The organism is Pseudoalteromonas sp. DL-6 (assembly GCF_004328665.1).
GTDB lineage: Bacteria > Pseudomonadota > Gammaproteobacteria > Enterobacterales > Alteromonadaceae > Pseudoalteromonas.
Window position 1 is genome coordinate 797703 of sequence record NZ_CP019770.1, and the last position, 24031, is coordinate 821733.

The 24031-nt window shown below is 40.3% G+C and carries 22 protein-coding genes; 16 read left to right on the forward strand and 6 right to left on the reverse strand.

What is annotated here, in order from left to right; translation table 11 throughout:
• Window positions 1-81 precede the first annotated feature (81 nt).
• The 4 genes from purL (at window position 82) to B1F84_RS03685 (ending at window position 7052) form a co-directional block, all read left to right on the forward strand.
• The gene (gene purL / locus B1F84_RS03670; RefSeq protein WP_131690602.1) at window positions 82-3972 is read left to right on the forward strand and encodes a phosphoribosylformylglycinamidine synthase; all 3891 of its coding nucleotides are present in this window, start codon (window positions 82-84) and stop codon (window positions 3970-3972) included.
• A 105-nt stretch (window positions 3973-4077) separates the two neighbouring features.
• Window positions 4078-6516: a YdbH domain-containing protein gene (locus B1F84_RS03675; protein ID WP_131690603.1), complete on the forward strand. Its 2439-nt coding sequence runs from the start codon at window positions 4078-4080 to the stop codon at window positions 6514-6516.
• Entirely contained in the window at window positions 6516-6713 is a 198-nt protein-coding gene (locus B1F84_RS03680; protein WP_076920161.1) for a YnbE family lipoprotein, read from the forward strand. The genes B1F84_RS03675 and B1F84_RS03680 overlap by 1 nt, the downstream gene beginning before the upstream one ends.
• Window positions 6714-6722: 9 nt before the next feature.
• Window positions 6723-7052 (forward strand): YdbL family protein, encoded by a 330-nt coding sequence (locus B1F84_RS03685; RefSeq protein ID WP_131690604.1) that lies wholly within the window; start codon window positions 6723-6725, stop codon window positions 7050-7052.
• Window positions 7053-7087: 35 nt separating this feature from the next.
• On the opposite strand, the gene B1F84_RS03690 is transcribed toward B1F84_RS03685, so the two are convergent.
• Together B1F84_RS03690 and waaA are read right to left on the reverse strand one after the other, a co-directional pair.
• Entirely contained in the window at window positions 7088-7636 is a 549-nt protein-coding gene (locus B1F84_RS03690; RefSeq protein WP_131690605.1) for a DUF1415 domain-containing protein, read from the reverse strand.
• A complete protein-coding gene (waaA, locus tag B1F84_RS03695; RefSeq protein ID WP_131690606.1) occupies window positions 7633-8916 on the reverse strand; it encodes a lipid IV(A) 3-deoxy-D-manno-octulosonic acid transferase in 1284 nt (427 codons plus the stop codon). The genes B1F84_RS03690 and waaA overlap by 4 nt, the downstream gene beginning before the upstream one ends.
• Before the next feature lie 268 nt (window positions 8917-9184).
• Here waaA and B1F84_RS03700 point away from each other — a divergent pair, with 268 nt between their 5' ends.
• Together B1F84_RS03700 and hldE are read left to right on the forward strand one after the other, a co-directional pair.
• The gene (locus B1F84_RS03700; RefSeq protein ID WP_008115583.1) at window positions 9185-9775 is read left to right on the forward strand and encodes an SIS domain-containing protein; all 591 of its coding nucleotides are present in this window, start codon (window positions 9185-9187) and stop codon (window positions 9773-9775) included.
• Window positions 9775-11214, forward strand: a complete 1440-nt coding sequence (gene hldE, locus B1F84_RS03705) for a bifunctional D-glycero-beta-D-manno-heptose-7-phosphate kinase/D-glycero-beta-D-manno-heptose 1-phosphate adenylyltransferase HldE (protein WP_131690607.1) — start codon at window positions 9775-9777, stop codon at window positions 11212-11214. Before B1F84_RS03700 ends, hldE begins: the two co-directional genes overlap by 1 nt.
• Before the next feature lie 67 nt (window positions 11215-11281).
• Here the strand turns inward: hldE and B1F84_RS03710 are convergent, their stop codons facing one another.
• Window positions 11282-12829, reverse strand: a complete 1548-nt coding sequence (locus B1F84_RS03710; RefSeq protein WP_131690608.1) for a capsule assembly Wzi family protein — start codon at window positions 12827-12829, stop codon at window positions 11282-11284.
• A 189-nt stretch (window positions 12830-13018) separates the two neighbouring features.
• Between B1F84_RS03710 and B1F84_RS03715 the strand changes: the two genes are divergently transcribed.
• Together B1F84_RS03715 and B1F84_RS03720 are read left to right on the forward strand one after the other, a co-directional pair.
• Window positions 13019-14092: a glycosyltransferase family 1 protein gene (locus B1F84_RS03715; RefSeq protein ID WP_131690609.1), complete on the forward strand. Its 1074-nt coding sequence runs from the start codon at window positions 13019-13021 to the stop codon at window positions 14090-14092.
• Window positions 14089-15174: a glycosyltransferase gene (locus B1F84_RS03720; RefSeq protein ID WP_131690610.1), complete on the forward strand. Its 1086-nt coding sequence runs from the start codon at window positions 14089-14091 to the stop codon at window positions 15172-15174. The genes B1F84_RS03715 and B1F84_RS03720 overlap by 4 nt, the downstream gene beginning before the upstream one ends.
• Before the next feature lie 3 nt (window positions 15175-15177).
• Here the strand turns inward: B1F84_RS03720 and B1F84_RS03725 are convergent, their stop codons facing one another.
• On the reverse strand, window positions 15178-15900 hold the full coding sequence (locus tag B1F84_RS03725; RefSeq protein ID WP_131690611.1) for a 3-deoxy-D-manno-octulosonic acid kinase: 723 nt from the start codon (window positions 15898-15900) through the stop codon (window positions 15178-15180).
• A gap of 123 nt (window positions 15901-16023) precedes the next feature.
• On the opposite strand from B1F84_RS03725, the gene B1F84_RS03730 reads away from it, so the two are divergent.
• The 6 genes from B1F84_RS03730 (at window position 16024) to glpG (ending at window position 21291) form a co-directional block, all read left to right on the forward strand.
• Window positions 16024-17085, forward strand: coding sequence for a glycosyltransferase family 9 protein (locus B1F84_RS03730; RefSeq protein WP_131690612.1), 1062 nt, complete (start codon window positions 16024-16026; stop codon window positions 17083-17085).
• On the forward strand, window positions 17082-17651 hold the full coding sequence (gmhB, locus tag B1F84_RS03735; RefSeq protein WP_131690613.1) for a D-glycero-beta-D-manno-heptose 1,7-bisphosphate 7-phosphatase: 570 nt from the start codon (window positions 17082-17084) through the stop codon (window positions 17649-17651). Before B1F84_RS03730 ends, gmhB begins: the two co-directional genes overlap by 4 nt.
• Window positions 17652-17814: 163 nt before the next feature.
• The gene (locus B1F84_RS03740) at window positions 17815-19011 is read left to right on the forward strand and encodes a glycine C-acetyltransferase (RefSeq protein ID WP_131690614.1); all 1197 of its coding nucleotides are present in this window, start codon (window positions 17815-17817) and stop codon (window positions 19009-19011) included.
• Window positions 19012-19063: 52 nt separating this feature from the next.
• On the forward strand, window positions 19064-20089 hold the full coding sequence (tdh, locus tag B1F84_RS03745; protein ID WP_008115593.1) for an L-threonine 3-dehydrogenase: 1026 nt from the start codon (window positions 19064-19066) through the stop codon (window positions 20087-20089).
• A gap of 66 nt (window positions 20090-20155) precedes the next feature.
• Window positions 20156-20473 (forward strand): thiosulfate sulfurtransferase GlpE, encoded by a 318-nt coding sequence (gene glpE, locus B1F84_RS03750; RefSeq protein ID WP_033104018.1) that lies wholly within the window; start codon window positions 20156-20158, stop codon window positions 20471-20473.
• Window positions 20470-21291: a rhomboid family intramembrane serine protease GlpG gene (gene glpG, locus B1F84_RS03755; RefSeq protein WP_131690615.1), complete on the forward strand. Its 822-nt coding sequence runs from the start codon at window positions 20470-20472 to the stop codon at window positions 21289-21291. The genes glpE and glpG overlap by 4 nt, the downstream gene beginning before the upstream one ends.
• On the opposite strand, the gene B1F84_RS03760 is transcribed toward glpG, so the two are convergent.
• Window positions 21288-21686: a flagellar basal body-associated protein FliL gene (locus B1F84_RS03760; protein ID WP_008115596.1), complete on the reverse strand. Its 399-nt coding sequence runs from the start codon at window positions 21684-21686 to the stop codon at window positions 21288-21290. The genes glpG and B1F84_RS03760 overlap by 4 nt on opposite strands.
• A gap of 248 nt (window positions 21687-21934) precedes the next feature.
• Here B1F84_RS03760 and B1F84_RS03765 point away from each other — a divergent pair, with 248 nt between their 5' ends.
• The gene (locus B1F84_RS03765; protein ID WP_131690616.1) at window positions 21935-22480 is read left to right on the forward strand and encodes a chorismate lyase; all 546 of its coding nucleotides are present in this window, start codon (window positions 21935-21937) and stop codon (window positions 22478-22480) included.
• Window positions 22477-23355, forward strand: coding sequence for a 4-hydroxybenzoate octaprenyltransferase (gene ubiA / locus B1F84_RS03770; protein ID WP_131690617.1), 879 nt, complete (start codon window positions 22477-22479; stop codon window positions 23353-23355). The genes B1F84_RS03765 and ubiA overlap by 4 nt, the downstream gene beginning before the upstream one ends.
• On the opposite strand, the gene B1F84_RS03775 is transcribed toward ubiA, so the two are convergent.
• Window positions 23352-23972, reverse strand: a complete 621-nt coding sequence (locus B1F84_RS03775; RefSeq protein WP_131690618.1) for a 2OG-Fe(II) oxygenase — start codon at window positions 23970-23972, stop codon at window positions 23352-23354. The two genes, ubiA and B1F84_RS03775, sit on opposite strands and share 4 nt — an antisense overlap.
• Between the last annotated feature and the right edge of the window lie 59 nt (window positions 23973-24031).

The following is a 24031-nucleotide window of genomic DNA, read 5'->3' on the forward strand; positions in this document are numbered from 1 at the left end:
TTGAGTTAAATCTGAGAGTAATTTGGACTATAATACGCGCCTAAAATATCGTTCAATCCCTAACCCCGGGTGAAATTACTTATGTTGATCCTTCGTGGTGCACCAGCACTTTCAGAGTTCAGAGTTAATAAAATTTTAGCGCGTTGCCAACAATCGCAACTTCCTGTCACCAATGTATATGCCGAATACGCTCACTTTGCCGATTTAACATCGCCATTAAACAATGATGAGCAAACCAAACTTGAGAAGTTATTAACCTATGGACCAACAATAGCTGAGCATGCGCCAGCGGGTCAGTTGGTATTAGTAACGCCTCGCCCTGGTACTATTTCGCCATGGGCTTCAAAAGCGACTGATATCGCTCATAACTGTGGGCTTAAGCAAGTTCATCGCGTAGAGCGAGGAATTGCATATTATGTTGAGGGTGATTTAAGCGCCGAACAGCTTGCACAGGTTACAGCGCTTCTTCATGATCGCATGACTGAAGCTACTCATAGCAAATTAGAAAATGCAGCGCAGTTATTTCGCAGCGATGCGCCACGCCCAATGTCATCAGTTGATATCTTAGGTGGCGGCCGCGAAGCATTAGCCGTAGCAAATATAGAGCAAGGGTTTGCACTTGCTGATGATGAAATTGACTACTTAGTTGAAAATTTCATCAAGTTAGGGCGCAACCCTAACGACATCGAATTATTCATGTTTGCACAAGCAAACTCAGAGCATTGTCGTCATAAAATATTTAATGCTGATTGGACTATCGATGGTATTGAACAGCCAAAGTCGTTGTTTAAAATGATTAAAAATACCTTTGAGCATAATCCTGAAAATGTACTGTCTGCTTATAAAGATAACGCAGCCGTAATGAAAGGCTCAAAGGCGGGTCGCTTCTTCCCGAATGCGCAAGGTGAATATGCGTATCATCAAGAAGACATTGAAATTTTAATGAAAGTTGAAACCCATAACCACCCAACAGCGATTGCTCCTTTTTCTGGTGCCGCAACTGGGTCAGGCGGTGAAATCCGTGATGAGGGCGCAACCGGTCGAGGTTCTAAGCCAAAAGCGGGTTTAGTGGGCTTTACTGTATCTAACTTACGTATCCCTGGTTTTGAACAGCCTTGGGAAAGCGATTTTGGTAAGCCTGGCCGTATTGTTAATGCCCTAGATATTATGACTGAAGGCCCATTAGGTGGCGCTGCATTTAATAACGAGTTTGGTCGTCCTAACTTGTTAGGCTACTTCCGTACTTACGAAGAAAAAGTAACAAGCCATAATGGTGAAGAAGTACGTGGTTACCATAAACCAATTATGCTTGCCGGTGGTTTAGGTAATATTCGTGCTGATCATGTTCAAAAAGGCGATATTCCAGTAGGCGCAAAATTGATTGCGCTTGGCGGCCCTGCAATGAACATTGGTTTAGGCGGCGGTGCTGCATCTAGCATGGCATCGGGTCAATCAAACGAAGATTTAGATTTTGCTTCTGTTCAACGTGAAAACCCAGAAATGGAACGTCGTTGTCAAGAAGTGATCGATAAATGTTGGCAGCTAGGTGATGCAAACCCTATTGCATTTATACACGATGTGGGCGCTGGTGGTTTATCAAATGCATTCCCTGAGCTTGTAGATGATGGCGGACGTGGTGGTAAATTCCAGCTGCGCGATATCCCTAATGATGAGCCAGGCATGGCTCCACACGAAATTTGGTGTAATGAATCGCAAGAGCGCTATGTGCTTGCTGTGGGCGTTGAAGACTTTGCACGCTTTGAAGCAATTTGTAAGCGTGAGCGCGCACAATATGCAGTTATTGGTGAAGCAACAGAAGAGCGTCATTTAACGGTTGCGGATAGTCATTTTGATAACAGCCCTGTAGATTTACCACTGGATGTATTACTAGGTAAAGCACCTAAAATGCATCGTGATGTTACTTCGCAACAAGTAGTAGGCACTGCACTTGATATGGATGCTATTAATCCTGCGGATGCAGCGCAGCGTTTATTACGTTTACCAACCATTGCAGAAAAAACCTTCCTAATTACTATTGGCGACCGCTCGGTAACTGGTTTAGTGGCACGCGATCAAATGGTAGGCCCATGGCAAGTGCCTGTGGCTAACTGTGCAGTAACCGCAGCAACATATGATACTTACCATGGTGAAGCTATGTCACTAGGTGAACGTACTCCAGCGGCATTACTTAATTATGGCGCTTCAGCACGCTTGGCAGTGGCTGAGTCTCTTACTAATATTGCCGGTGCTAATATTGGTAGCCTAGAAAACATTAAGTTATCTGCAAACTGGATGGCGGCTGCGGGTCACCCTGGCGAAGACGCAGGTTTATATGAAGCGGTTAAAGCTGTTGGTGAAGAGTTATGTCCAGCACTTGGTTTAACTATACCTGTAGGTAAAGACTCGATGTCGATGAAAACGACATGGAAAAATGAAGATGATACAACTGAGCAATCAGTAACATCGCCTCTATCACTTATTATTACAGCCTTTGGCCGCGTTGACGATGTACGTAAAACGGTGACTCCACAGCTGCGCACTGATAAAGGCGACACTTCGCTTATATTAGTTGATTTAGGTGCGGGTAAAAACCGACTGGGCGCCTCAAGCCTTGCACAAGTTTATAAGCAGCTTGGTGATGTTACTCCAGATGTAGACAGCCCTGAGTTACTTAAAGGCTTTTACAATGCTATGCAGGCGCTAGTGGCTGATAGTAAGTTACTTGCGTATCATGACCGTTCAGACGGTGGCTTGTTTACCACTATTGCTGAAATGGCGTTTACCGGTCATACCGGTGTAACCGTAGATTTAGCAACTTTGACAGGCTCTGATATTGAAGCGCTTTATAACGAAGAGTTAGGTGCTGTAATTCAAGTAGCAAACAGTGATTTAGATGCAGTAAATGCGGTGTTTGAACAACATGGTATAGCAGCCATTAGTCACAACATTGGCACGCTTAACAGTGACGATGCGATTATATTTAACCGTGGCGAAAATACGGTACTTAATCATACGCGTACTGAGCTTCGTACAATTTGGGCCGAAACAACCTATCAGATGCAAGCACGTCGTGATAACCCTGAGTGTGCAAAGCAAGAGTTTGACGCTAAATTTGATGCAAAAGACCCAGGCTTAAACGTTAAACTTAACTTTGACTTAAACGAAGATATTGCTGCACCGTACATTGCGACAGGTGCTAAGCCACAAATGGCTATTTTACGTGAGCAGGGCGTTAACTCGCACCTAGAAATGGCTGCTGCGTTTAACCGTGCTGGTTTTGCTGCGGTAGATGTCCACATGAGTGATATTTTAGAAGGTCGTTTAACGCTTGAACAGTTTAAAGGTTTAGTGGCGTGTGGTGGCTTCTCTTACGGTGACGTATTAGGCGCCGGTGAAGGCTGGGCTAAGTCAATATTGTTTAACGATATGGCACGCGATCAGTTCCAAAGCTTCTTCCATCGTGAAGATACCTTTAGCTTAGGTGTATGTAACGGTTGTCAGATGCTATCAACATTAAAAGAGTTAATTCCGGGTACTGAACATTGGCCGCGCTTTGTAACTAATAAGTCAGAGCGTTTTGAAGCACGCTTTAGTCTGGTTGAAATTCAAGAAAACCCATCGGTGTTCTTTAATGGTATGGCTGGTTCGCGTATGCCAATAGCAGTTTCTCATGGTGAAGGTCATGCAGAATTTGCAAATGATGCGGCAACTAAGGCTGCACTTGCAAGCGGCACTGTAGCGGTTAAGTTTGTTGATAACTACGGTAATCCAACAACACAGTACCCAGCAAACCCGAATGGCTCGCCAGAAGGTATCACCGGTATTACATCAACAGATGGTCGTGCAACTGTAATGATGCCGCACCCTGAACGTGTATTCCGTGCGGTTGCTAACTCTTGGCACCCAGATGAGTGGGCCGAGGATAGCCCATGGATGCGTATGTTTAGAAATGCGCGTAAAAATGTAGGTTAAATATCTATTTATACACACTAGATTCATGATCTAGATGTAAAATAAAAAAGGCTGCCTTGTGCAGCCTTTTTTGATTATTATGGCTAAAAAGCATTTAAGGATAATATGTTTAAGCGTATTGGTTTAATTATTGGCACTCTTATACTGAGTATATTATTACTTGGTTATGTATTTCGCTTACCGTTATTACAATGGGCCATCGCTCCTGAACTTAAAAAAGCAGGGGTAACATTAAGCTGCCTAGATTTCTCTATTACCACTAAACTTAATATTCATGTGCAGAACATGTGCGTACAGTACCAAGGACAACAATTAACCCTTAAAAATATAACCGCAAATACTCAGCAAATAATAATTGAACAAGTACAGTTGGTAACAAGTACTTCATCAAGTAGTGGCAATAATAGTTTAGCAAAGCCCCTTAACTTAGCGCTCTTAGATAAGCGCCCATTAGTTAGCATTAAGCAGCTTTTATTAGTGAATAATCAGTTGAGTAAAGAGCTTAAATTGAGCATTTCAGAGCCTGCTCTAAACCAATTTGTAATACAGGGCGACATAGATGCAACGGTGCGCCTACAAAAAAACTTAGTCAGTGGTAACTTTAAGATCAATGAGTCACACCTCAAGCTTATTGCAAATAACGCATTCTCTTCGTTTCAGAGAATAACCTTTGATGCTCAGCAGCAATTTAACTTTGATGGTATTAACCTCGATTTAAAGGGGGATATTAGTGCGCAATATGTCGATAGCTATCAACAGTGCCAAGTACAAACGCATAGCCAAGGTAAAATAGCAGCGAGTGTTAATTTAAATAGCAAAGCAGTAATCCTTGATACCCAAGCGCTAAATAACAACTTAACGCTTGCCCCTCGTTGTACAGCGTTGATAGACAGCAGTAAGTTGGCTATTGAACCACTGCCACTGAATTGGCAATTAACACTGCCCGCGAATATTAACCTTGAGAATAATCAACTTAGCCTACCAGCGATAAGCATAACTAGTGAGGGAGATAAGCACTATAAGCTGTCAATAACAGATACTCGTCTAGATACGACAAGGCCCATACAAAGTATACAGTCGCAAATTACACTACAAGTAAGTAAATCAGTGAATGATAACTTGAAAATTAATACGCAGTTATCAGGGGGGAATTTACAAGGCGACTTTGCTTTAGCGCTTAAAAAGCTGCCTAGACTTACAAACATAAATGCTAAGAACATTCACATCAATGGTGAGTTTGCTATTAGCAATGTTATTGATGACACGCCGACTGCCCATGTTAATGCACAACTGAGTGCAGCAGAGGTTGATGGTTTTAATACCTCTATTGTGCAATATCAAGCAGGTATTACGGCAAAAATAGATGATAAACGTAATGCCGAAATTGCATTATCTCATCAGTTTAAAAGTGCACAATACAAAAAATATAAACTCACAGGTATACACAATACACTTACTGCTAGCGCACATTTAGGCGCAGGAGAAATATTTGCTAAGTTAGCTGCAAAAACGAGTATTAAGACTATAAATAGCCCAGAACTTCAGTTGAAAAATATAAAAGTTAACTCTTCAGGAGAGCAAAGTCGGGCGTTACAAGCAACGCACCATGCATTTGTTGATGGTATGGAGCTAGTTGTTAATCATCATTTTTCATCGCAAGCACATCCGTTTGAGGTTATATTTCCGGTGCAAAGTATATTGCCATTAAATAGCTATATTAATCAGTTTGCGCCATTAGCAACGCTCACTCAGGGTGAGTTTAATGGGCATATACACGGAGATATTAATTTACAAAAAGCGTCTTTTAAAGGTGAGATCAGCAAATTAACTGCGCTTTATAACGACTATCTCGCGAGTGACTTTGATAGTATTTTTAGTGGTCAATATAATTCAGGTCAGCTTAATGTTGAACCTACTACCTTTAGCATTAATGAGCTTAGAGCGGGTGCGGTTATTAATAATATAACAGGGCATTGGCGGTTAAATGATGAAGTGCAAATAGATGATGTTAAAGGGCATGTTTTTGATGGTAATTTTGGCATAGAGCGCTATATAGTAGGTCAGCCCAATCAAATTGTAGATGTTGAATTTGATAATATTGATGCCAGTAAATTGGTTACTTTTAATGAACAATCAGGTATTAGTGTCAGTGGTCGTCTAGCTGGCTCACTCCCTGTTCATTTTGATAAAAACCAAGTGTCTGTGCTTGATGGTCAGTTATTTAGCCAAGGCGAAGGACGTTTAAAAATTACCAACAATGCCGCTTTTGAAGCTGTGCTTGAACAGCAACAAGCGCTTAAACCTGTATTAGGGTTATTAAAAGATCTAGATATACAGAATCTCAAAAGTAGTGTGGCATTAAAAAATGATGGTTGGTTAAAGTTAGGTGTTAATTTGCAAGGCTATAATAAGCAGGCCAAGCAGCAGGTTAACTTTAATTATAATCATGAAGAAAACGTGTTTACACTGTTACGTGCGCTACGCTTAAGTGATGAAATCACCCAAAAAGTTGAGCAGCAATACTCACAAAAAGGAAACCAATAATGAGAGAGTTATTAACGCTAAAAACGCTGACAGCACTAATTGCCATTAGTGTACTCAGTGCGTGTACTCATCGGGTTGAGGTGGCAACTAAAGAACCAATAACGATTAACTTAAATGTCAAAGTTGATCACGAAATTCGTGTCAAGGTAGATAAAGAGCTCGATAACTTGTTCAGTGACGAAAGTGGATTATTTTAGGAGTAAGGTATGAAAATTAACAACAAACTAAATTTAGTGATGTTATTCGGTGCACTGTGCCTGTCGTTTTCAGTATGGGCTATGAGCCTAGATGACGCTAAAAACCAAGGGCTCGTCGGTGAAAATAGCTCGGGTTATTTAGGATTGGTGGTTAACAATAATGAGGCTAAGGCCGTTATTGATGAAATTAACGAAAAGCGTAAGGCGCAGTATTTAAAGTTAGCCAAGAAAAACAATTTGTCACTTGCTCAAGTAGAAGCGTTAGCAGCGGCAAAAACCATTGAAAAAACCCAGGCGGGTCACTACATAGAAGTTAATGGTAACTGGGTAAAAAAATAACCCTGCGTATCATTTAAAGAAACTAAAAACCGAGCTTATACGCTCGGTTTTTTGCAATTTTCAAGCAGCTGCTGCCAAAAGTGAATGCCTTTACGGCGGGCTAAGTTGATATTGTGTTCAGGAATTGACTCTGGCTCGTTGTATTCATCTAGTGCCGCGCTCATACTTGCCTCACGTATTAAGTGTAAAGTAGGAAAAGGTGAGCGGTTGGTATAATTTGCAGCGTCATCTTCATCACTATCAGCGAATACATAATCAGGATGAAAGTTTGCAATTTGGTACTTCCCCTCAAACCCTTGTGCAACTAGTAGCGCATTTGCTAAATCAACAAGGTCTAAGAAATCTTCAAAATCAGTAAAGCCATTATCAAATATTAATAAAGTGGTTTCACGCTGAGGATCCCGGTCAAGCTGGGTACATTGTTCAAGCATATCCATAACAGCATCATCAATTTTTGAGGCGCTACTCATGGTGTAGTGAATACAGTTATTTTCAACCTCTTTACGGGCGAATGGACAAAAATTGTACTTTACAATCACAGCACTTACCCATTCACGGGTTTGAGTTATAGCTAAATGAGTCACAGTCTTGGCTCTAAATAAGGAGTTATAATGGCAAGCGTTTTGGTAATAGCGCCTTGGTTTTTAGCAACGCACTGAGCGGCTTTACTGCCAAGAATATCACACGCTTTGGTGTTTTTAATTAAGCGAAGCAATGCAAGTACCAGTTTGTCAGTATTTTCAACTACATGGGCGCCTTTGAGTTTAATAAGTTCAGGGTAAACATGGTCAAAGTTGTAGGTATGAGGGCCGGTAAGTACACCCACTGCAAAAGCTGCCGACTCTAATGGATTATGACCACCACGACGAATTAAACTGCCACCGATAAAACTAATATTAGCGGCACCATATAGGTATTGTAATTCACCTAATGTGTCGGCTAACACAACTTGTTCATTGTTATAATTTTTTTGACTGCGGCGACTAAAGCTAAGGTTTGAGTGAGTCAGTAGCTCTGCAACTTTATCAAATTGTTCAGGGTGACGTGGCGCAATGATCAGTAAAGCGTCAGGATGTGTTTCTAGTAGTTGCTGGTGGGCTGCTAAAATAAACTCATGTTCTATAGGGTGTGTAGAACCTGCAACCCATATAAAGCGTTCTGCTTTTTTATAATCTTGCTTTAAAGAGGCGACTTTATCGAGTTGCGCAGTGGTTGGGGTAATATCAAATTTTATTGATCCCGTTACATGGCTTTTTTCAGCAGGTAGTCCTAATTCAATAAAGCGATTTGCATCTGTTTTGTCATGGCTTGCAAGTGCGGTAATTGATTGCATGATATTGCGAGTTAGCTGGGCAACTTTTTCGTAGCCTTGCTGTGACTTTTCAGATAGACGCGCGTTAACAACCAATACAGGTATATTTTGTTTTTGCGCATTAGCCATTAAGTTCGGCCAGAGTTCAGTTTCTAAAATACAGAGTAATTGCGGCTTTACTCGTTTTAAAAAGCGAGTAGTGGCTACAGGAAAATCAATGGGTAAATAGCTAACAGCAACGCTTTGTTTAAACTGTGCGGTAACTTGCTCTCGTCCTGTGGGGGTATTGCAGGTAATTAAAATATTTAACTGCGGTTGTTCATGTTGTAGGGCTTTGATTAAAGGGGTTGCAGCTAAAACCTCGCCCACAGAAGCACAATGAAATACAACCGGTTTGTTGCTATTTGAAAATAAAGCGCGGCTTATGAAGCCAAAACGTTCCTTAAAGTGAACGCGATATCCCGCGTTTTTCTTACCTCTTAATACATATAAGTAAAATACGATCAGCGGGCTAATAATAATTAATGCGAGTGAATAAAAAATGCGTGCCATACTGTGCTTTATGTAAATGAAAGTGGCGCTAGTTTAGCGTGAAATCGTTTTTTTCTAAATACACAAATATAAAATAGCAACTCGGAAAAAGTTACAACGATAAAAACCTTCTGTTATTTATAATTTAAAAAATAGGTTTGCCACGCTGTGTAAGATAATAACTATCTGCCCGTGCTTTAATTTAGTTATATAGAGGTGATTTGGCTATAAAATTATGGAATAATGAAATTAATTTTTCCTGCCATTTCAGTTCCAAGAGGAATATCTCATGTCAATTATAGATTCAGTGGCAACTAGCTACCTAGAAAGTTTAAATCGTCACCAAGTATTGTTCGAAACCATGGAGGCGTATCATCAAGAGGTAATGCAATTGTTAGAAGCATGTCATAGTGCTTTACAGGCTGGAGGTAAGGTTGTTTGGTTTGGCAATGGCGGCAGTGCGGCTGATGCTCAGCATTTGGCTGCGGAGTTTGTGGTACGTTATAAGTTAGAGCGAGGACCGTTAGCGTCTATTGCTTTAACTACAGACACCTCTATTTTAACAGCGCACAGTAATGACTATCATTTTGATACGGTATTTGAACGCCAAGTACAGGCGTTATGTAAACCTGAAGATATCGTAATTGGCTTAACTACATCGGGAACCAGTAATAACATTAATTTAGCGTTAGAAGCCGCTAATAAAATAGGGGCGTTCACTGTTGCATTTACAGGTCGCGATGGGGGGAAAGTAAAAGACATCGCCAAGTTACCTATTATTATTAAAAATGATGAAACAGCCCGTATTCAAGAAGCTCATATGTTTATCGGCCATTGGTTGTGTGAAGCCATGGATATGGTTGTTGCGGAGCAGCAATAATGGATTTATCGCTATTAAAAAACTTATCAGCAGCACGTATTCTAGTGGTTGGCGATGTTATGCTCGACCGCTACTGGTATGGTGATTCTGGCCGTATTTCGCCAGAGGCACCAGTACCCGTTGTAAAAGTTAGTAAATTTGAAGACAAAGCTGGTGGTGCTGCCAATGTGGCTAAAAATATAGCCCGTCTAGATGGCAAAGTAGGTTTGCTCGGTCTAATTGGTGAGGATGAAAGCGGACAAATTTTAGAAAACATTCTAGAAGGTGAAAAAATAAATTCACAGCTTGTGAGTGTATGTGATTTGCCCACTATTTCTAAAATGCGGGTGATTAGTCGTCATCAGCAAGTTGTGCGTTTAGATTTAGAAGAGGCTTTCAATGAGTCTCATAGTCAGCTTTTATTAAATCGATTAGAGCTGGTGCTTGATAATTATGACTTTATTGTATTTTCTGATTACAACAAAGGGTCACTAGCGTTAATCAAAAAAATGATTTCGGTTGCTAAAAAAGCAGGTAAAACCGTGCTTGTCGACCCTAAATCATCTGATTTAGAGTTATACCGAGGGGCTGATTACATAACCCCTAATTTAAATGAGTTTAAATTGGCAGGTGGTCAAGTTGGTTCAGAAGAGTTACTAGCTAGCAGTGCGCGTACTCTGATTAGTGATGCGGGTATTAACGCCATGCTACTAACACGCTCAGAACAAGGTATGTCGTTAATTGATGCAACGCAAAAGTATGACTTTGCAGCGCAGCAGCTCGAAGTAAGCGATGTAACCGGTGCGGGCGATACTGTTATTGCTACCCTTGCTGTTATGCTAGGTGCGGGTATGACTGCTAAAGATGCAGTCGAAATTGCAAACTTAGCAGCCGGTATTGCAGTAAGTAAATTGGGAGCGGCTACCGTTTCTCCTGAAGAGTTGAGTCGCAAGTTAGGCCAATATTTACAAGCCACCGGCGAGCATTATCAAACACCATTTGATGATGTATTACAGCATATCGAATTTGCAAAGCAAAATGGCGAAACTATTGTATTTACTAATGGTTGTTTTGATATTTTGCATGCAGGCCATGTGCGCTATTTAGCGCAAGCTAAAGCGCGAGGTGATAGACTAGTGGTTGGTTTAAATAACGATGAATCCATTGCACGTTTAAAAGGCCCAGAGCGCCCAATTAACCCATTAGACGAGCGTGCTATGGTACTAAGTGCGCTTGCCTCCGTTGATTGGGTTATTCCGTTTGGCAGTGAGGATGAAAATGACACACCAGCAAAGTTAATTGAGCAAATTAGCCCAGATATTTTAGTCAAAGGCGGTGATTATACCGTTGAGCAAATTGCTGGTGCTGAGCATGTGTTGCGTCATGGTGGGAAAGTAGAAGTGCTTGAATTTTTAGATGGTTGCTCTACATCAAAAGTGATTAGCAAAATTAAAAGCTAGTTAGCTAGTTAGTGAAATAAAAAAGGGGATAAACGTTGGTTTATCCCCTTTTTTATTACTTGTAAAACTAAAAGTTATATTCGAACTTTGCAAATGCAGACGTGTCGTTTTCTGCTCCATCATTATTAGAGGCAAGGCCACCTAGAGTTAAACGCCCCCCCATGGCAAGCATTCTATAACGCACTTCAATTTGCTTCGAGTTAAACCCTGTTTTGGTAATCGAGTTACCTAAATCTGGGTTATTTGGGTATCTATCACGATTGTCGCTGTTGTAGTCAATATCACGCAGCTTTACTTGCCAGTCAGTTCCGCTTGAGAGTTGCCCAAGTACAGTTAGTACTAGCGACTGTGAGTCATTGTCATAAGTAGAGCCGATAGGGCGGCCATGGTAACGATATCCTGATTGGTAATCTGTGTGCTCATAATAGCAATTTTCGGTCGTTGACCCTGCAGAGCAAGACACACCTGTGTCAATATATTCTAAGTTGACTAGTAAATTCTGCTCGTAAACACGATGGGTTGTTTGTAAACCAAACAAGTAAGCTCTATCAGCTGGCTTAAATTGTGAACTCGCATCTTCACCAATGGTGCTGGCATATACCGCATAGGGTTGATTAAATAATGTATCTGACCAACGAATATCAATACCTGCTAATTGATTACCTATTTTTGACTCTAACTGGCTATCACAATTAGTAGTGCCATCAACACATTTTGTATCACCGGCAATCATATCAATAAAGTCACTAGCTGAATTTGGTTGTCCTTTACCAGCCCATTGTGCTGACCAGCTCAGTGCTATTTCTAATTGTTGAACGGGGCGAAAGTTGACCCGAGTGCTCCACAATAACGCATCAGGAATAACGCGGGTTGACTCAAGTTTAGCCATTTGTGCAGTAAAGCTCCACTGACCAATCCAGCTCAACCAAGGTGTTTCAAAGGCTGTGCTTTGTTCTCGAGAAATACTAATGGCAGGTAAAGGCTTTGCATTACCAGACATAATTAGGCTGTTATCTACACCAGGGCCCCAAAATTGCTCAACGGCACCCGCTCTTACAATCCAATTACCCATACGATAAGCTAAATAACTGTCATCGAGAGAGGTATCATTGCAGTCTGCTAATGCTTGCTCGTTTTGAGCTATGTCATCAGTTTTTTTACCTGCAACTAAGCAGTTTTTGCCATCACTACGATGATTAAGCGCAATCTTTGCGGCAAAGTTATGTCCTAAATAAGCGTAGGCGGCAGTTAACTCTGATTCTTGGCTATTGGTGGCTCCAAAGCTAGTGGCTGCAAGAGGATCTGAGCTGGCAAATGCCGAAAGCTGTACACTATGCGAACCACTATTCTCTGACTTATAACGATGTTTTACACGCAATAACGCATCTTGTAGGCGAGCAGGTAATTGTTCCAACGAAGTATTGTCTATATCGTTAATAAAGCTTTTCCACATTAATGGATACGTTGTTACTGGCGCTAAAATAATGCCTGCATCGGCAAGCTGTTGAATATCTGCTCTCAGAGCATAGTCATCAGGCTTTACCCAGGGTTCAGCATTCACAGTTGTGGTTACGGCACAAAAAAGCGAAGAAAGTATAAAAATTTTGTTTCGCAAAGCTCAGATCCTTGTGATTTAAATTGCGGCTAAGTTTAGCAATCTACGCTCTTTATTGCAGTAATTAAATCAAGTCATTAAAGAGGGTTTAATTATAAATTACATTATGAAACATATTAAAACACTGTGGCTCTATCGTAAAAAAGGTGGCGTTGATATACTCGCTGCAAAGGAAAAGCAGAGATAGTAATGAGTAACAAACGACTTTTATTTATTCCCGTGTCATCACCAGAAGGTATTGGTGAATATATGCGCTCGTTACAGCTGGCTCAGACTCTTAACACAGAGTACGGCAAGCAGTTAGATATACATTTCATTTTAAATAAGCATACTGCTTATGCCAAAAGCTGCCCGTTTCCTACTTTACTGTTAAATCAATCGGCAACAAAAGAAAATACCCTCGTGTGTCAGTTCATCGAGCAATACAAACCAGATGTGGTGCTATTTGATTGCGCAGGACGAGCAGAACAAATGAAAGCCGCAAAAAATGTCGGTGCTAAAGTGGTTTTTATTTCTCAACATACAAAAAAACGGGCAAAGGGTTTAAAGCTTAATCGAGTGGGGCTTATTGATACTCATTGGGTGGTTCAGCCTGATTACTGTATCGATCCTCTTTCATGGTATGAAAAGCTAAAGCTTAATATGCTGCCTTTAGCTTACCCTGATAATGTCGGGCCATTTACAGTATTTGCATCAGCGCAACAAAAGCGTGATGTACTGTCACGTTATAACTTGAAAGAAAAAGAATTTTTTATTGTGAATGCAGGCTCCGGTGGGCATACCCTTAATGGACAAAACTGTGCTGATATCTATTATAAAGCAGCACTGATTATTGCGAAAAAAACGGGTTTAAAAGGGGTTGTGGTGTTTGGTCCTAACTATACGAGCCCATTACCAGAAACAGATGAACTTACTTGTTTAGCAAGTCTTCAGGGGGAAGAGTTCTTAGCCTTACTAAGTCAGGCTAAGGTGGCATTATTAAGTGCGGGTGATACTTTACTCCAAGCCATTGCCTTGCAAACCCCCACTATTGCCTGTGCTATTTCAAAGGATCAAGGTGAGCGCCTTACTCGTTGTACTCGCACAGAAGTCGTTTATCACGCACAGCTTGATATTGCTGATATTTTTGCAAAAGTGCAAACATTACTTTCTGAACCACTTTATGAAAACACCGTTAAAAAATACTCAACACTGGAATGTATGCATAGCTTTAATGTCATAACAAATGGTGTAAAAGCGCTTTTGCAGGGAAAAATAATATGAATGTCATTATTGTTATCGATTCGCTTGTTGGAGGAGGAGCGGAGAAAGTAATGCTTACTTTGGCACAAGAAATGACCGATAAAAAGCATAATGTCTTGATTTTGTCATTAGCCGATAGTGTCGAGTATGATATTCACAAGAGTTTGACTGTTGATAGCCTATTTTCTGGGAGAGCATCAAAGGTCGATCGTTTTTGGCATAAAAAAAATAGTATTAGGGCATTAGAATCGTGGTTTGATAAAAAGCGATTACAACTTGGTTCTATTGATTTAGTACTTTCAAACTTAGATAGAAGCAATAATTTACTTGCCCAAAGTACGATTGAAAATGTTCACTTTGTAGTACATAACTCAGTTAATGCTGAACTTGCTAGGCAAAAAAAATTAGGTCCATTTTCTTATTTATATCTTAAAAGAAGCAAACAAAATTTAAATGGGAAGTCTTTGATCTGTGTTTCAAAAGGTGTTGAAGAGGAAATACGCCAGAGCCCTTTAATTACCCCCAGCGCAATGACAACTATTTACAATCCTTTTAATTTTAAAATTATGAATGAGCAAGCAAATGAGGTAAATATCAACATACCGACCTCTCCTTATCTTATTCATGTTGGACGATTTGCTAAGCAAAAACGTCATGATGTTCTATTTGCTGCATTTGCTAAATTAGATAAAAAATATAAATTAGTATTATTGTGTAATAAGAAAGAGAGAGCATTTAAGTTAGCCAAACAATACGGAATTGAAAATCAACTTATTGTTCCTGGATTCGAACAAAATCCTTATAACTGGATTAAGCAGGCTAAAGCTCTTGTATTAAGTTCTGACTTTGAAGGGCTACCAACCGTATTAATTGAAGCTATAGCCATAGGTACACCTGTGGTAAGTACTAATTGTAATTTTGGTCCTAATGAAATATTAACCGAAGAATTAAGCAAATATCTGGTACCAACAGAGCAAAGTGACTTATTAGCAAAGGCCATTGAAGACGTTTTAATTGATAGCCCCGATATGAAAAAGGCCACTATTTTGAAAAAGGTTTCTGCAGATGCTGTAGCAGACCAATATTTAGCAATGGCGCGCTGAATATTAGCATTCGAGCTCTTGGTTATAGTCATTATGTAATGTTTGCCAATCGTTTTGCTGCCAATGAAAGTGACTATTGCGGCTTTGCTCTTTTAAAAAGGAGCGCTGTAGGCGAGACATGTTGCTTTGTTGCCATTTTATATCGGGTGTTTTTATTTCGCCACGGTCAAAGTCGATAATGTAAACGTTACCAGAGTCATCAAATAAAATATTATTAATATTTAAATCAGCGTGATACACCCCTTTTTTGTGAAATTGGGCAATGGTTTGTGCTATTTTTTTTACCTCTGTTTCACTCAATGCGCGTTCAATCAGCACGTCCAATACGCTTTTAGCGCCGCTGACTGCTTCAGTAATAATATCACCTCGGTAAATAAAACCATATCGGCTCACTTTAGCTGCAATGGGTTTTGGTACATTTAAACCTAACTCCATTAATTGAGTCATTAAACTAAATTCTTGATAAACACGCGTATGCTCCAGTCCCCAATATAAATATTGGTCACTAAGTAGCTTGCCTATGAGGCCGCCACGCCAATAATGGCGTAACACAGCCGTTAAATCTGCGTGTTTAAAAAACCAAGCAGTTGCACGCCCTTTTTTAGCCCCGACAATTTTTTGCTGTTGTTGCCAGAAATCGGGGTCAAACCAATCTAACTCTATTTCGGTGCTATATTGAGGGTGGCTTAAAATGACATGGTTATTTTTGATGTGTTGATTAAACATAGCTCATAGGATTCGCTTAAATATGTGCACATATTAACGTGTTTTCAGGCTAAGGATAAGTACTTGCAATGACGCGATTATAATTTAAGATCGGGTTTTATTATTTTACTCCCAAGGAAACGTGTGACTTCAGCGCCTACTTACACTTCAATTTGTATTTTACGTCTTTCTGCTATTGGTGATGTATGCCATGCAGTGAGTGCGGTACAAGCAATTCAAAAAGCGCATCCAAATGCTAAGATCACTTGGGTGATAGGGAAGGTCGAGGCGATGTTGTTAGCAGATTTGCCTGGCGTTGAGCTTGTTGTATTTGATAAAAAACAAGGTAAAGCGGCACTGAAACAGTTAAAACAAACCTTTAAAGGACAGTGTTTTGACGTACTGCTTAATATGCAAGTGGCTTTAAGAGCAGGTTTTGTTGCTCGCTGTATTCCTGCCAAAGTTAAAATTGGTTTTGACTGGGCTCGTTCAAAAGAGCTACATAGTTTATTTATTAATAAACGCATTAAAGCCCAATCTCAGGCGCATGTTTTAGAGGGATTTAAAGGCTTTGCCCAAGCGATTGGTGTTGATGATTATGTCCCTGTATGGAATATGCCCTTTACCTACAAAGATCAAGCTAAAGCTGATGAGCTGTTAGGTGACGATTATTTATCAAATAAGTTATTTGTTATTTCGCCAGCGGCAAGTAAAGCACAGCGTAACTGGTTAGCCGAACGCTATGCCGTGCTTGCTGATTATGCCAATGCGCAAGGTTTTAAAGTAGTGCTAACCGGAGGGCCGACGGAACTGGAAATTAATTTAGCAAATAACATCATTAAACACTCTGATTCACCCATTCTGAACTTGGTGGGTAAAACAAAACTCAAAGAATTATTGTGCGTACTTAAGCGTGCAGACTTAGTACTGGCACCTGACACAGGGCCTGCTCATATGGCGGTGACTGTGGGCACACCGGTTATTGGCTTATATGCGCATTCAAACCCAGCGCGAACGGGGCCTTATTTATACCAAGATTACGTTGTTGAGGTTTATCACCAAAACTTATTAAAGCAAACAGGTAAAACCGCCGAGCAATTACCTTGGGGTACTCGGGTTAAGGGCGATGATTTAATGAGTCAAATAACTACGGATACAGTAAAAGAAATGTTTGACCATGTTGTTAAAAAAGAGTCGTTATTATGAATGGTAAACACACAAATAAGGCGCTTTTTTTAGACCGTGATGGTGTAGTAAATGTTGACCATGGCTATGTATTTAAAAGCGAAGAGTTTGAATTTATAGATGGTGTGTTTTCAACGTGTAAAGCATTTTATGACGCGGGCTATAAAATAATTGTTGTAACTAACCAATCAGGTATTGGTCGAGGTTATTACTCAGAAGCCGATTTTTTTGCCCTTAACACATGGATGAAAGCGCAGTTTAGTCATCATCAAATTGAAATTACTGATGTTTATTTTTGTCCACATCATCCTAAAAATGCATTGCCAGCGTATTTAACAGATTGCGATTGTAGAAAGCCAGCGCCCGGGATGTTGTTACAAGGAATAAAAGATCATCATATAGACCCTACACTGAGTGTCATGGTAGGGGATAAATTAGGTGATATGCAAGCTGCTATTAGTGCCAATATACGCACTAAAGTGCTAGTTCGTTCGGGGCAAACGTTTGACGAGCAAGCCGCAAAATCTGCAGACTATGTTTGTGACTCAATCAAGGAACTACCTGTTTTGCTTGCTGATCTCATTTAATATATATCTCATGCCTGTAAACTGGCAGCTTTTCCTGCCAATTAGCTAATTTGCGACGAATGACAAACAGTGCAATTTGGCGCTTAAACTTTTACAATACCCCCATTATAAATAGCAGCAACGCGTCTGCTGTTTAACCCGTTCAACCAAATGGAGATCACAGATGAGAGCATCTGCTTTTTTTAGCCAATTACAACAGCAAATTGAAGACGTTAAAGCTGAAGGTTTGTACAAAAATGAACGTGTTATCACTTCACAGCAGCAAGCTCAAATTGAAGTGGCATCAGGCGATAAAGTTATTAATTTTTGTGCTAACAACTACTTAGGTTTAGCTAACAGCCCAGAACTTATTAAAGCTGCGCAACAAGGCTTAAATGATCATGGCTTTGGTGTTGCCTCAGTGCGTTTTATTTGTGGTACCCAAGATATCCATAAAACGCTTGAGAAAAAAATCAGTCAATTCTTAGAAACTGAAGACACCATTTTGTATTCATCATGTTTTGATGCGAATACGGGCTTGTTTGAAACTATTTTAGGTGCAGACGATGCGATTATTTCTGATTCATTAAACCATGCATCTATTATTGATGGCGTGCGTTTATGTAAAGCAAAACGTTTCCGTTATGCAAATAACGATATGGCAGATTTAGAAAAGCAATTAATTGCAGCCGATGAAGCCGGTGCTAAAACTAAACTAATTGCTACTGATGGCGTGTTCTCAATGGATGGCGTTATTTGTAATTTAGAAGCAGTGTGTGATTTAGCCGACAAATACGACGCACTCGTTATGGTTGATGATTCACATGCCGTTGGTTTTGTTGGCGAAAACGGTAAAGGTACACCTGAGTACTGTAATGTACTCGACCGTGTTGATATTATTACTGGTACCTTAGGCAAAGCGCTTGGTGGAGCCTCTGGTGGTTATACCTCAGGTAAAAAAGAAATTGTTGAGTGGCTTCGTCAACGTTCACGTCCATACTTATTCTCAAACTCATTAGCGCCTTCAATTGTAACGGCATCAATCAAAGTGTTAGAAATGCTTGAAAATGGCGGTGAGCTTCGCGCTAAGCTATGGTCAAATGCTAAATACTTCCGCGAGCAAATGGAAGCGGCAGGTTTTACCTGTGCAGGTAAAGATCATGCGATTATTCCAGTGATGCTAGGAGACGCCAAAGTAGCGTCACTTATGGCTGATAAGCTATTGGCTGAAGGGATTTATGTAACTGGCTTTTCATTCCCTGTTGTACCAAAAGGTCAGGCGCGTATTCGTACCCAAATTTCTGCAGCGCACAGCAAGGAACAGCTTGATATAGCCATTGCAGCCTTTACCCGTATTGGTAAAGAGATTGGTGTTATTTAATTTTCTTGTTAAATCGCGGCTAAAGTCGCGATTTTTTAATTGAGTGTGGATTATGAAAGCATTATCAAAGTTAAAAGCAGAGCCAGGCATTTGGATGACAGATGCACCAAAGCCTGAAGTGGGTCATAACGATCTGTTAATTAAGATTCGTAAAACGGCTATTTGTGGTACCGATGTTCATATTTATAAGTGGGATGAGTGGGCACAAAATACCATTCCTACGCCTATGGTGGTTGGCCACGAATATGTGGGTGAAGTAATTGACATGGGCCAAGAAGTGCGCGGTTTCAATGTTGGCGACCGTGTATCAGGTGAAGGTCATATAACCTGTGGTCATTGTCGTAACTGTCGTGCTGGTCGTGTTCATTTATGCCGTAATACAACCGGTGTGGGTGTTAACCGTGAAGGTGCATTTGCTGAGTACTTAGTTATTCCAGCATTTAATGCATTTAAAATTCCAGATAACATTAGCGATGAACTTGCCTCTATTTTTGACCCGTTTGGTAATGCAGTACATACCGCTTTATCGTTTGATTTGGTGGGTGAAGATGTATTGATCACCGGTGCAGGCCCTATTGGTATTATGGCAGCCGCAGTAGCTAAACATGTGGGTGCACGCCATGTGGTTATTACCGACGTAAATGAATACCGCCTAGACTTAGCGCGTAAAATGGGCGCCACCCGTGCTGTTAACGTCGCGAATGAAAAGCTTGAAGATGTAGCTAAAGAGCTGGGTATGACAGAGGGCTTTGATATTGGCCTCGAAATGTCAGGTGTTCCGAGTGCATTTAATGCCATGCTAAATAACATGAATCATGGCGGCAAAATTGCTATGTTAGGTATTCCACCTTCAGATATGGCGGTCGATTGGAATCAAGTTATTTTTAAAGGCTTAGTGATCAAAGGTATTTACGGTCGTGAGATGTTTGAAACCTGGTACAAAATGGCCAGCTTGATTCAATCAGGACTTGATTTAAAACCAATTATTACTCATCAATATTCAATTGATGACTTCCAAGCAGGCTTTGATATGATGATTTCAGGCCAATCAGGTAAAGTAATTCTTAACTGGGATTAATTATTCCCTTGTTAAGAAAATTAAAGGCGGCATTTGTCGCCTTTTTTGTAATTATAAGAGAGTACTATGGCATTTAAACATATATCAATCGCACAAACCCTCGAACTACTAGACAAAGAGGATGTGGTGATTGCCGATATTCGCGATCCTAATTCGTATCAGGCAGGGCACATTCCTGGCTCTGAAGCACTTTCAAATGCAAATATCGCCCAATTTATGATGGAAAAAGAGTTTGACCAGCCGATTATTATTGTTTGTTATCACGGCATGAGTTCACAGGGCGCTGCAAGCTACTTAGTAGAGCAAGGCTTTGAAGATGTTTATAGCATGGATGGTGGTTTTACTGCATGGGAAGCCGCTTACAAGGATAAAGTAGCACGATGATAGAGCTAGGCAGCCTAACTAATCCCCGCGCTGCACAGGGCTTTATAGATTACCTAAAAAGCCAAGGGCTTTCAGGGCAAATTCGTACTGAGGATGGCCATACGCTTGTTATTAGTGTGGCACCTGAAGACTTTCATGCAGTGCAACCTTTATGGAACGAATTTGCTAAAAACCCTAATCATGAGCGTTATCAACAAGCATCATGGCAAGTGGGTACTACGCAGTCACCCTTAAAGTATCAGGGGCAGTCGCTTAATTTAGTCGCCCGTTTTAAAGCGTTAAGTTGGCTTAATCAAGGTGTTAGTATTCTCAGTATTGTAGTTTATGTTGCCTTTTTATTTGGTGCGTTTGAACCTATTTACATGGCGTTGCAGTTCAATCCTGCGTCACCACTTACTTGGTTAACACCTGCTATTGTACATTTTAGCGCTATGCATATTGTGTTTAACTTAATCTGGTGGGTATCGCTGGGTGATAACATTGAAAAACAATGCGGTAAGTCGAGTTTAATCGGGCTGTTTTTAGTTACCGCTTTAATAAGTAATTGGGCACAATACTTAATGGTCGGTCCTAACTTTGGTGGCCTTAGCGGCGTTGTATATGGGTTGTTAGGCTTTTGTTGGATTTACAGCGCGCTTAACCCTAAACAGCCTGCACTGGTAACAACCTCGATTGTTGGTTTTATGCTGGTATGGTTAGTACTTGGGTTTGCAGATGTATTATTTGTTGGAATGGCTAATTGGGCACATTTAGGTGGGCTTGTTAGCGGTATGGCTTTTGCTTATACCGCTCAGCTTTTTAAAACAAAAAGCGCCTAATGATATAAATATTTAGTAAATAACAGGTCTCGGATTATTTCTTGGCCTGTTTCTTCCTTAAGTAAGCTTTTTAGTTTTTCTGCGCTTTTAAGGCGAATTTGCTCACGCCCTGTTAAAGATTTTATTTTGTTTTCAGGCTCTTTAGATAAAATCTCTACTAAAGCATCACGTAACAGCGGGGTGTGGTGTTCTACAATGGCAATGTCGGATGTTTTATTTAGCATTAAATCAACCGTGACACGTACGTAGCCCATTTTTTTACTAGATGGACCAATATAATTGGTAATAATATCTGGCTCAAACCCAAAATAACCCACAGTAGACTCAGCGCGTGCTGATAAGCTAGTTAGGCTGACTAAAAGAATAAAAAGGCCTGTAAATACTGTTTTTTTCATTTCAAAAGCGTTTCCGTAAACTGGTTACAAATAGTTTATACTTATTAGTAAATAAGATACAGCAAGATGCTGTTATTTGTTGTGTTTGTAAAAGTACTCTGGACTCAAGTTTGGGATAGGCAATAGCGAGAGTCAAATGCTAATTAGCGTTTTATAATATAGGGTGTGCTTGGTGGTGAGCAAATCGCGCTTTTTCAAATTCGTTGGCAATGTTATGATCTCACTGATTTTTATCAAATAGAGCTATTGTGATTACTTTTCCTCTTTCTTTATCTGCTGATTGGCAGAATACTGCTCAAGTCAGTGGCTTATCTAGCGCTGAGCAAGAGTGGTTATTTGAACCCCATTCTTTAACGGCTAAATTAAAAAGTCAGTCTCAGCACTTTGCTGTAAAAGTGTTGAGCGAGCAAAAAGTAGACCTTTCGCAATCACAGCAAGCGTTATTAAGTGAACAGGTAAACACGGTGCTTAACCGTGAAGTGTTACTGTTGTGTGATGAACAACCGATTGTTTATGCTCAAAGTTGGTTGCCAATAACAAGTAACAATACAAACAATCAGCTGCACAATATGGGAGAGCGCCCGTTAGGTGATGTGATATTTCAAGATCCTGCGTTAAAGCGGACCGATATTGAAATTGCGCGCTTTGATGATAACCACTCATTGCAGTCACTGGTGAGCGAACTTAATTTACCGAACCGTCCCTTACTGGGAAGACGCAGCGTATTTTCTTTACACAACTATCAATTTTTGGTTTGTGAGGTTTTTTTACCAGGAGCTTATTTATACTCATGAAATTAGCCGCTTTGTCAGTTCATCATATTCCCTTTTACATCCAGTTAATGCGAATAGATAAGCCCATAGGCACTTTATTGCTGCTTTGGCCAACTTATTGGGCACTGTGGATTGCGAACGAAGGTCTGCCTAGCTTAACTAATTTCATTGTGTTTACCCTTGGGGTAATAGTTATGCGCAGCGCTGGATGCGTTATTAATGATTTTGCAGATAGAAAAATTGATGGCTCAGTAAAACGTACTTGTCAGCGTCCGCTAGCGACCGGAGCGGTAAGTAGTGGCGAAGCAATTAGTTTGTTTTTATTACTCGTTGCCATCGCCTTTATATTAGTCTTAATGCTTAATACCAATACTATTTTGTTATCGTTTGGTGCGCTTGGATTAGCGTTTTGTTATCCCTTTATGAAACGTTACACGCAACTTCCTCAAGTTGTATTGGGCGCGGCTTTTGGCTGGGCAATCCCTATGGCTTTTATGGCGTCAACAAACTCTCTCCCCGTGCAGGCATGGTTGCTATTTATTGCCAATATTTGCTGGACGGTGGCTTACGACACTATGTACGCCATGGTTGATAGGGACGATGATTTAAAAATAGGAGTTAAATCAACCGCTATTTTATTCGCTAGTTATGACCGCCATATTATAGCGCTACTTAACTTGAGCTTTTTTGCGTTGATGGTTTTAATAGGCGGGATAAGTGACGTTGGTTTTAGTTTTTGGGTGGGATTAGCAGTTGCTGCAATGCTACTAATATATCAACAGCGCTTGATTCATTTACGCCAGCGAGATAATTGTTTTAAAGCATTTTTAAATAACCATTATGTGGGATTAGCTATTTTTATGGGTTTATTATTTTCTTACCCCGTTTTAGTTTAACGGGGTGGGTCGATAATACCACTAATTGACGCGTTCTTTCTGAACCAGCCAGCAATTGAGTAGCGGTTGTCAACAGCCGGAAGTACCTCATGTACGAAGCGTTCGCTTTCAAATAATACCAAGGTGCCTGCAGTGGGTTTTATCACTATTTCTATGTCTTTACTTTTAGGCTTGTAAATAACCAGCTCTCCGCCTTTCTCAGGAGAGTTCAAATACAATACAGTAGTAAAAACACGGTTTGAACGACCTTTAAATGCATCCACATGTTTTTTATAAAAATCACCTTGGGTATATTTTGCATAGTGACATTCATAATCAAACAAGCCCATAAAGAAATTTCGATTAAGCGTATTACGAACTGCTTCCATTAATTGCTGGTAGCCAAGTTGTGCATTTGAACTGCCATCAAACCAATAGGTTTTGTCTTTACGAACAGTATCATCGATTTGCAAATTATTTAATCGACCAATACCGGCAAGGCTAAAGTGGGGGTTTATTCTATAACAATCAGCCATTAGCTCAGACATTAAGTCACTATCAATAGCGTTTTCAATAATGGCATAGCCATGCGTTTCAATGTGCTCTAAATAAATTTCAGTAGCGGTAAAGTTGTTCATCAACGCTAGTCATAATAGTAGGGAGCGTTAGTGTAGTGTAAAAAAACTTTAAAGCTACA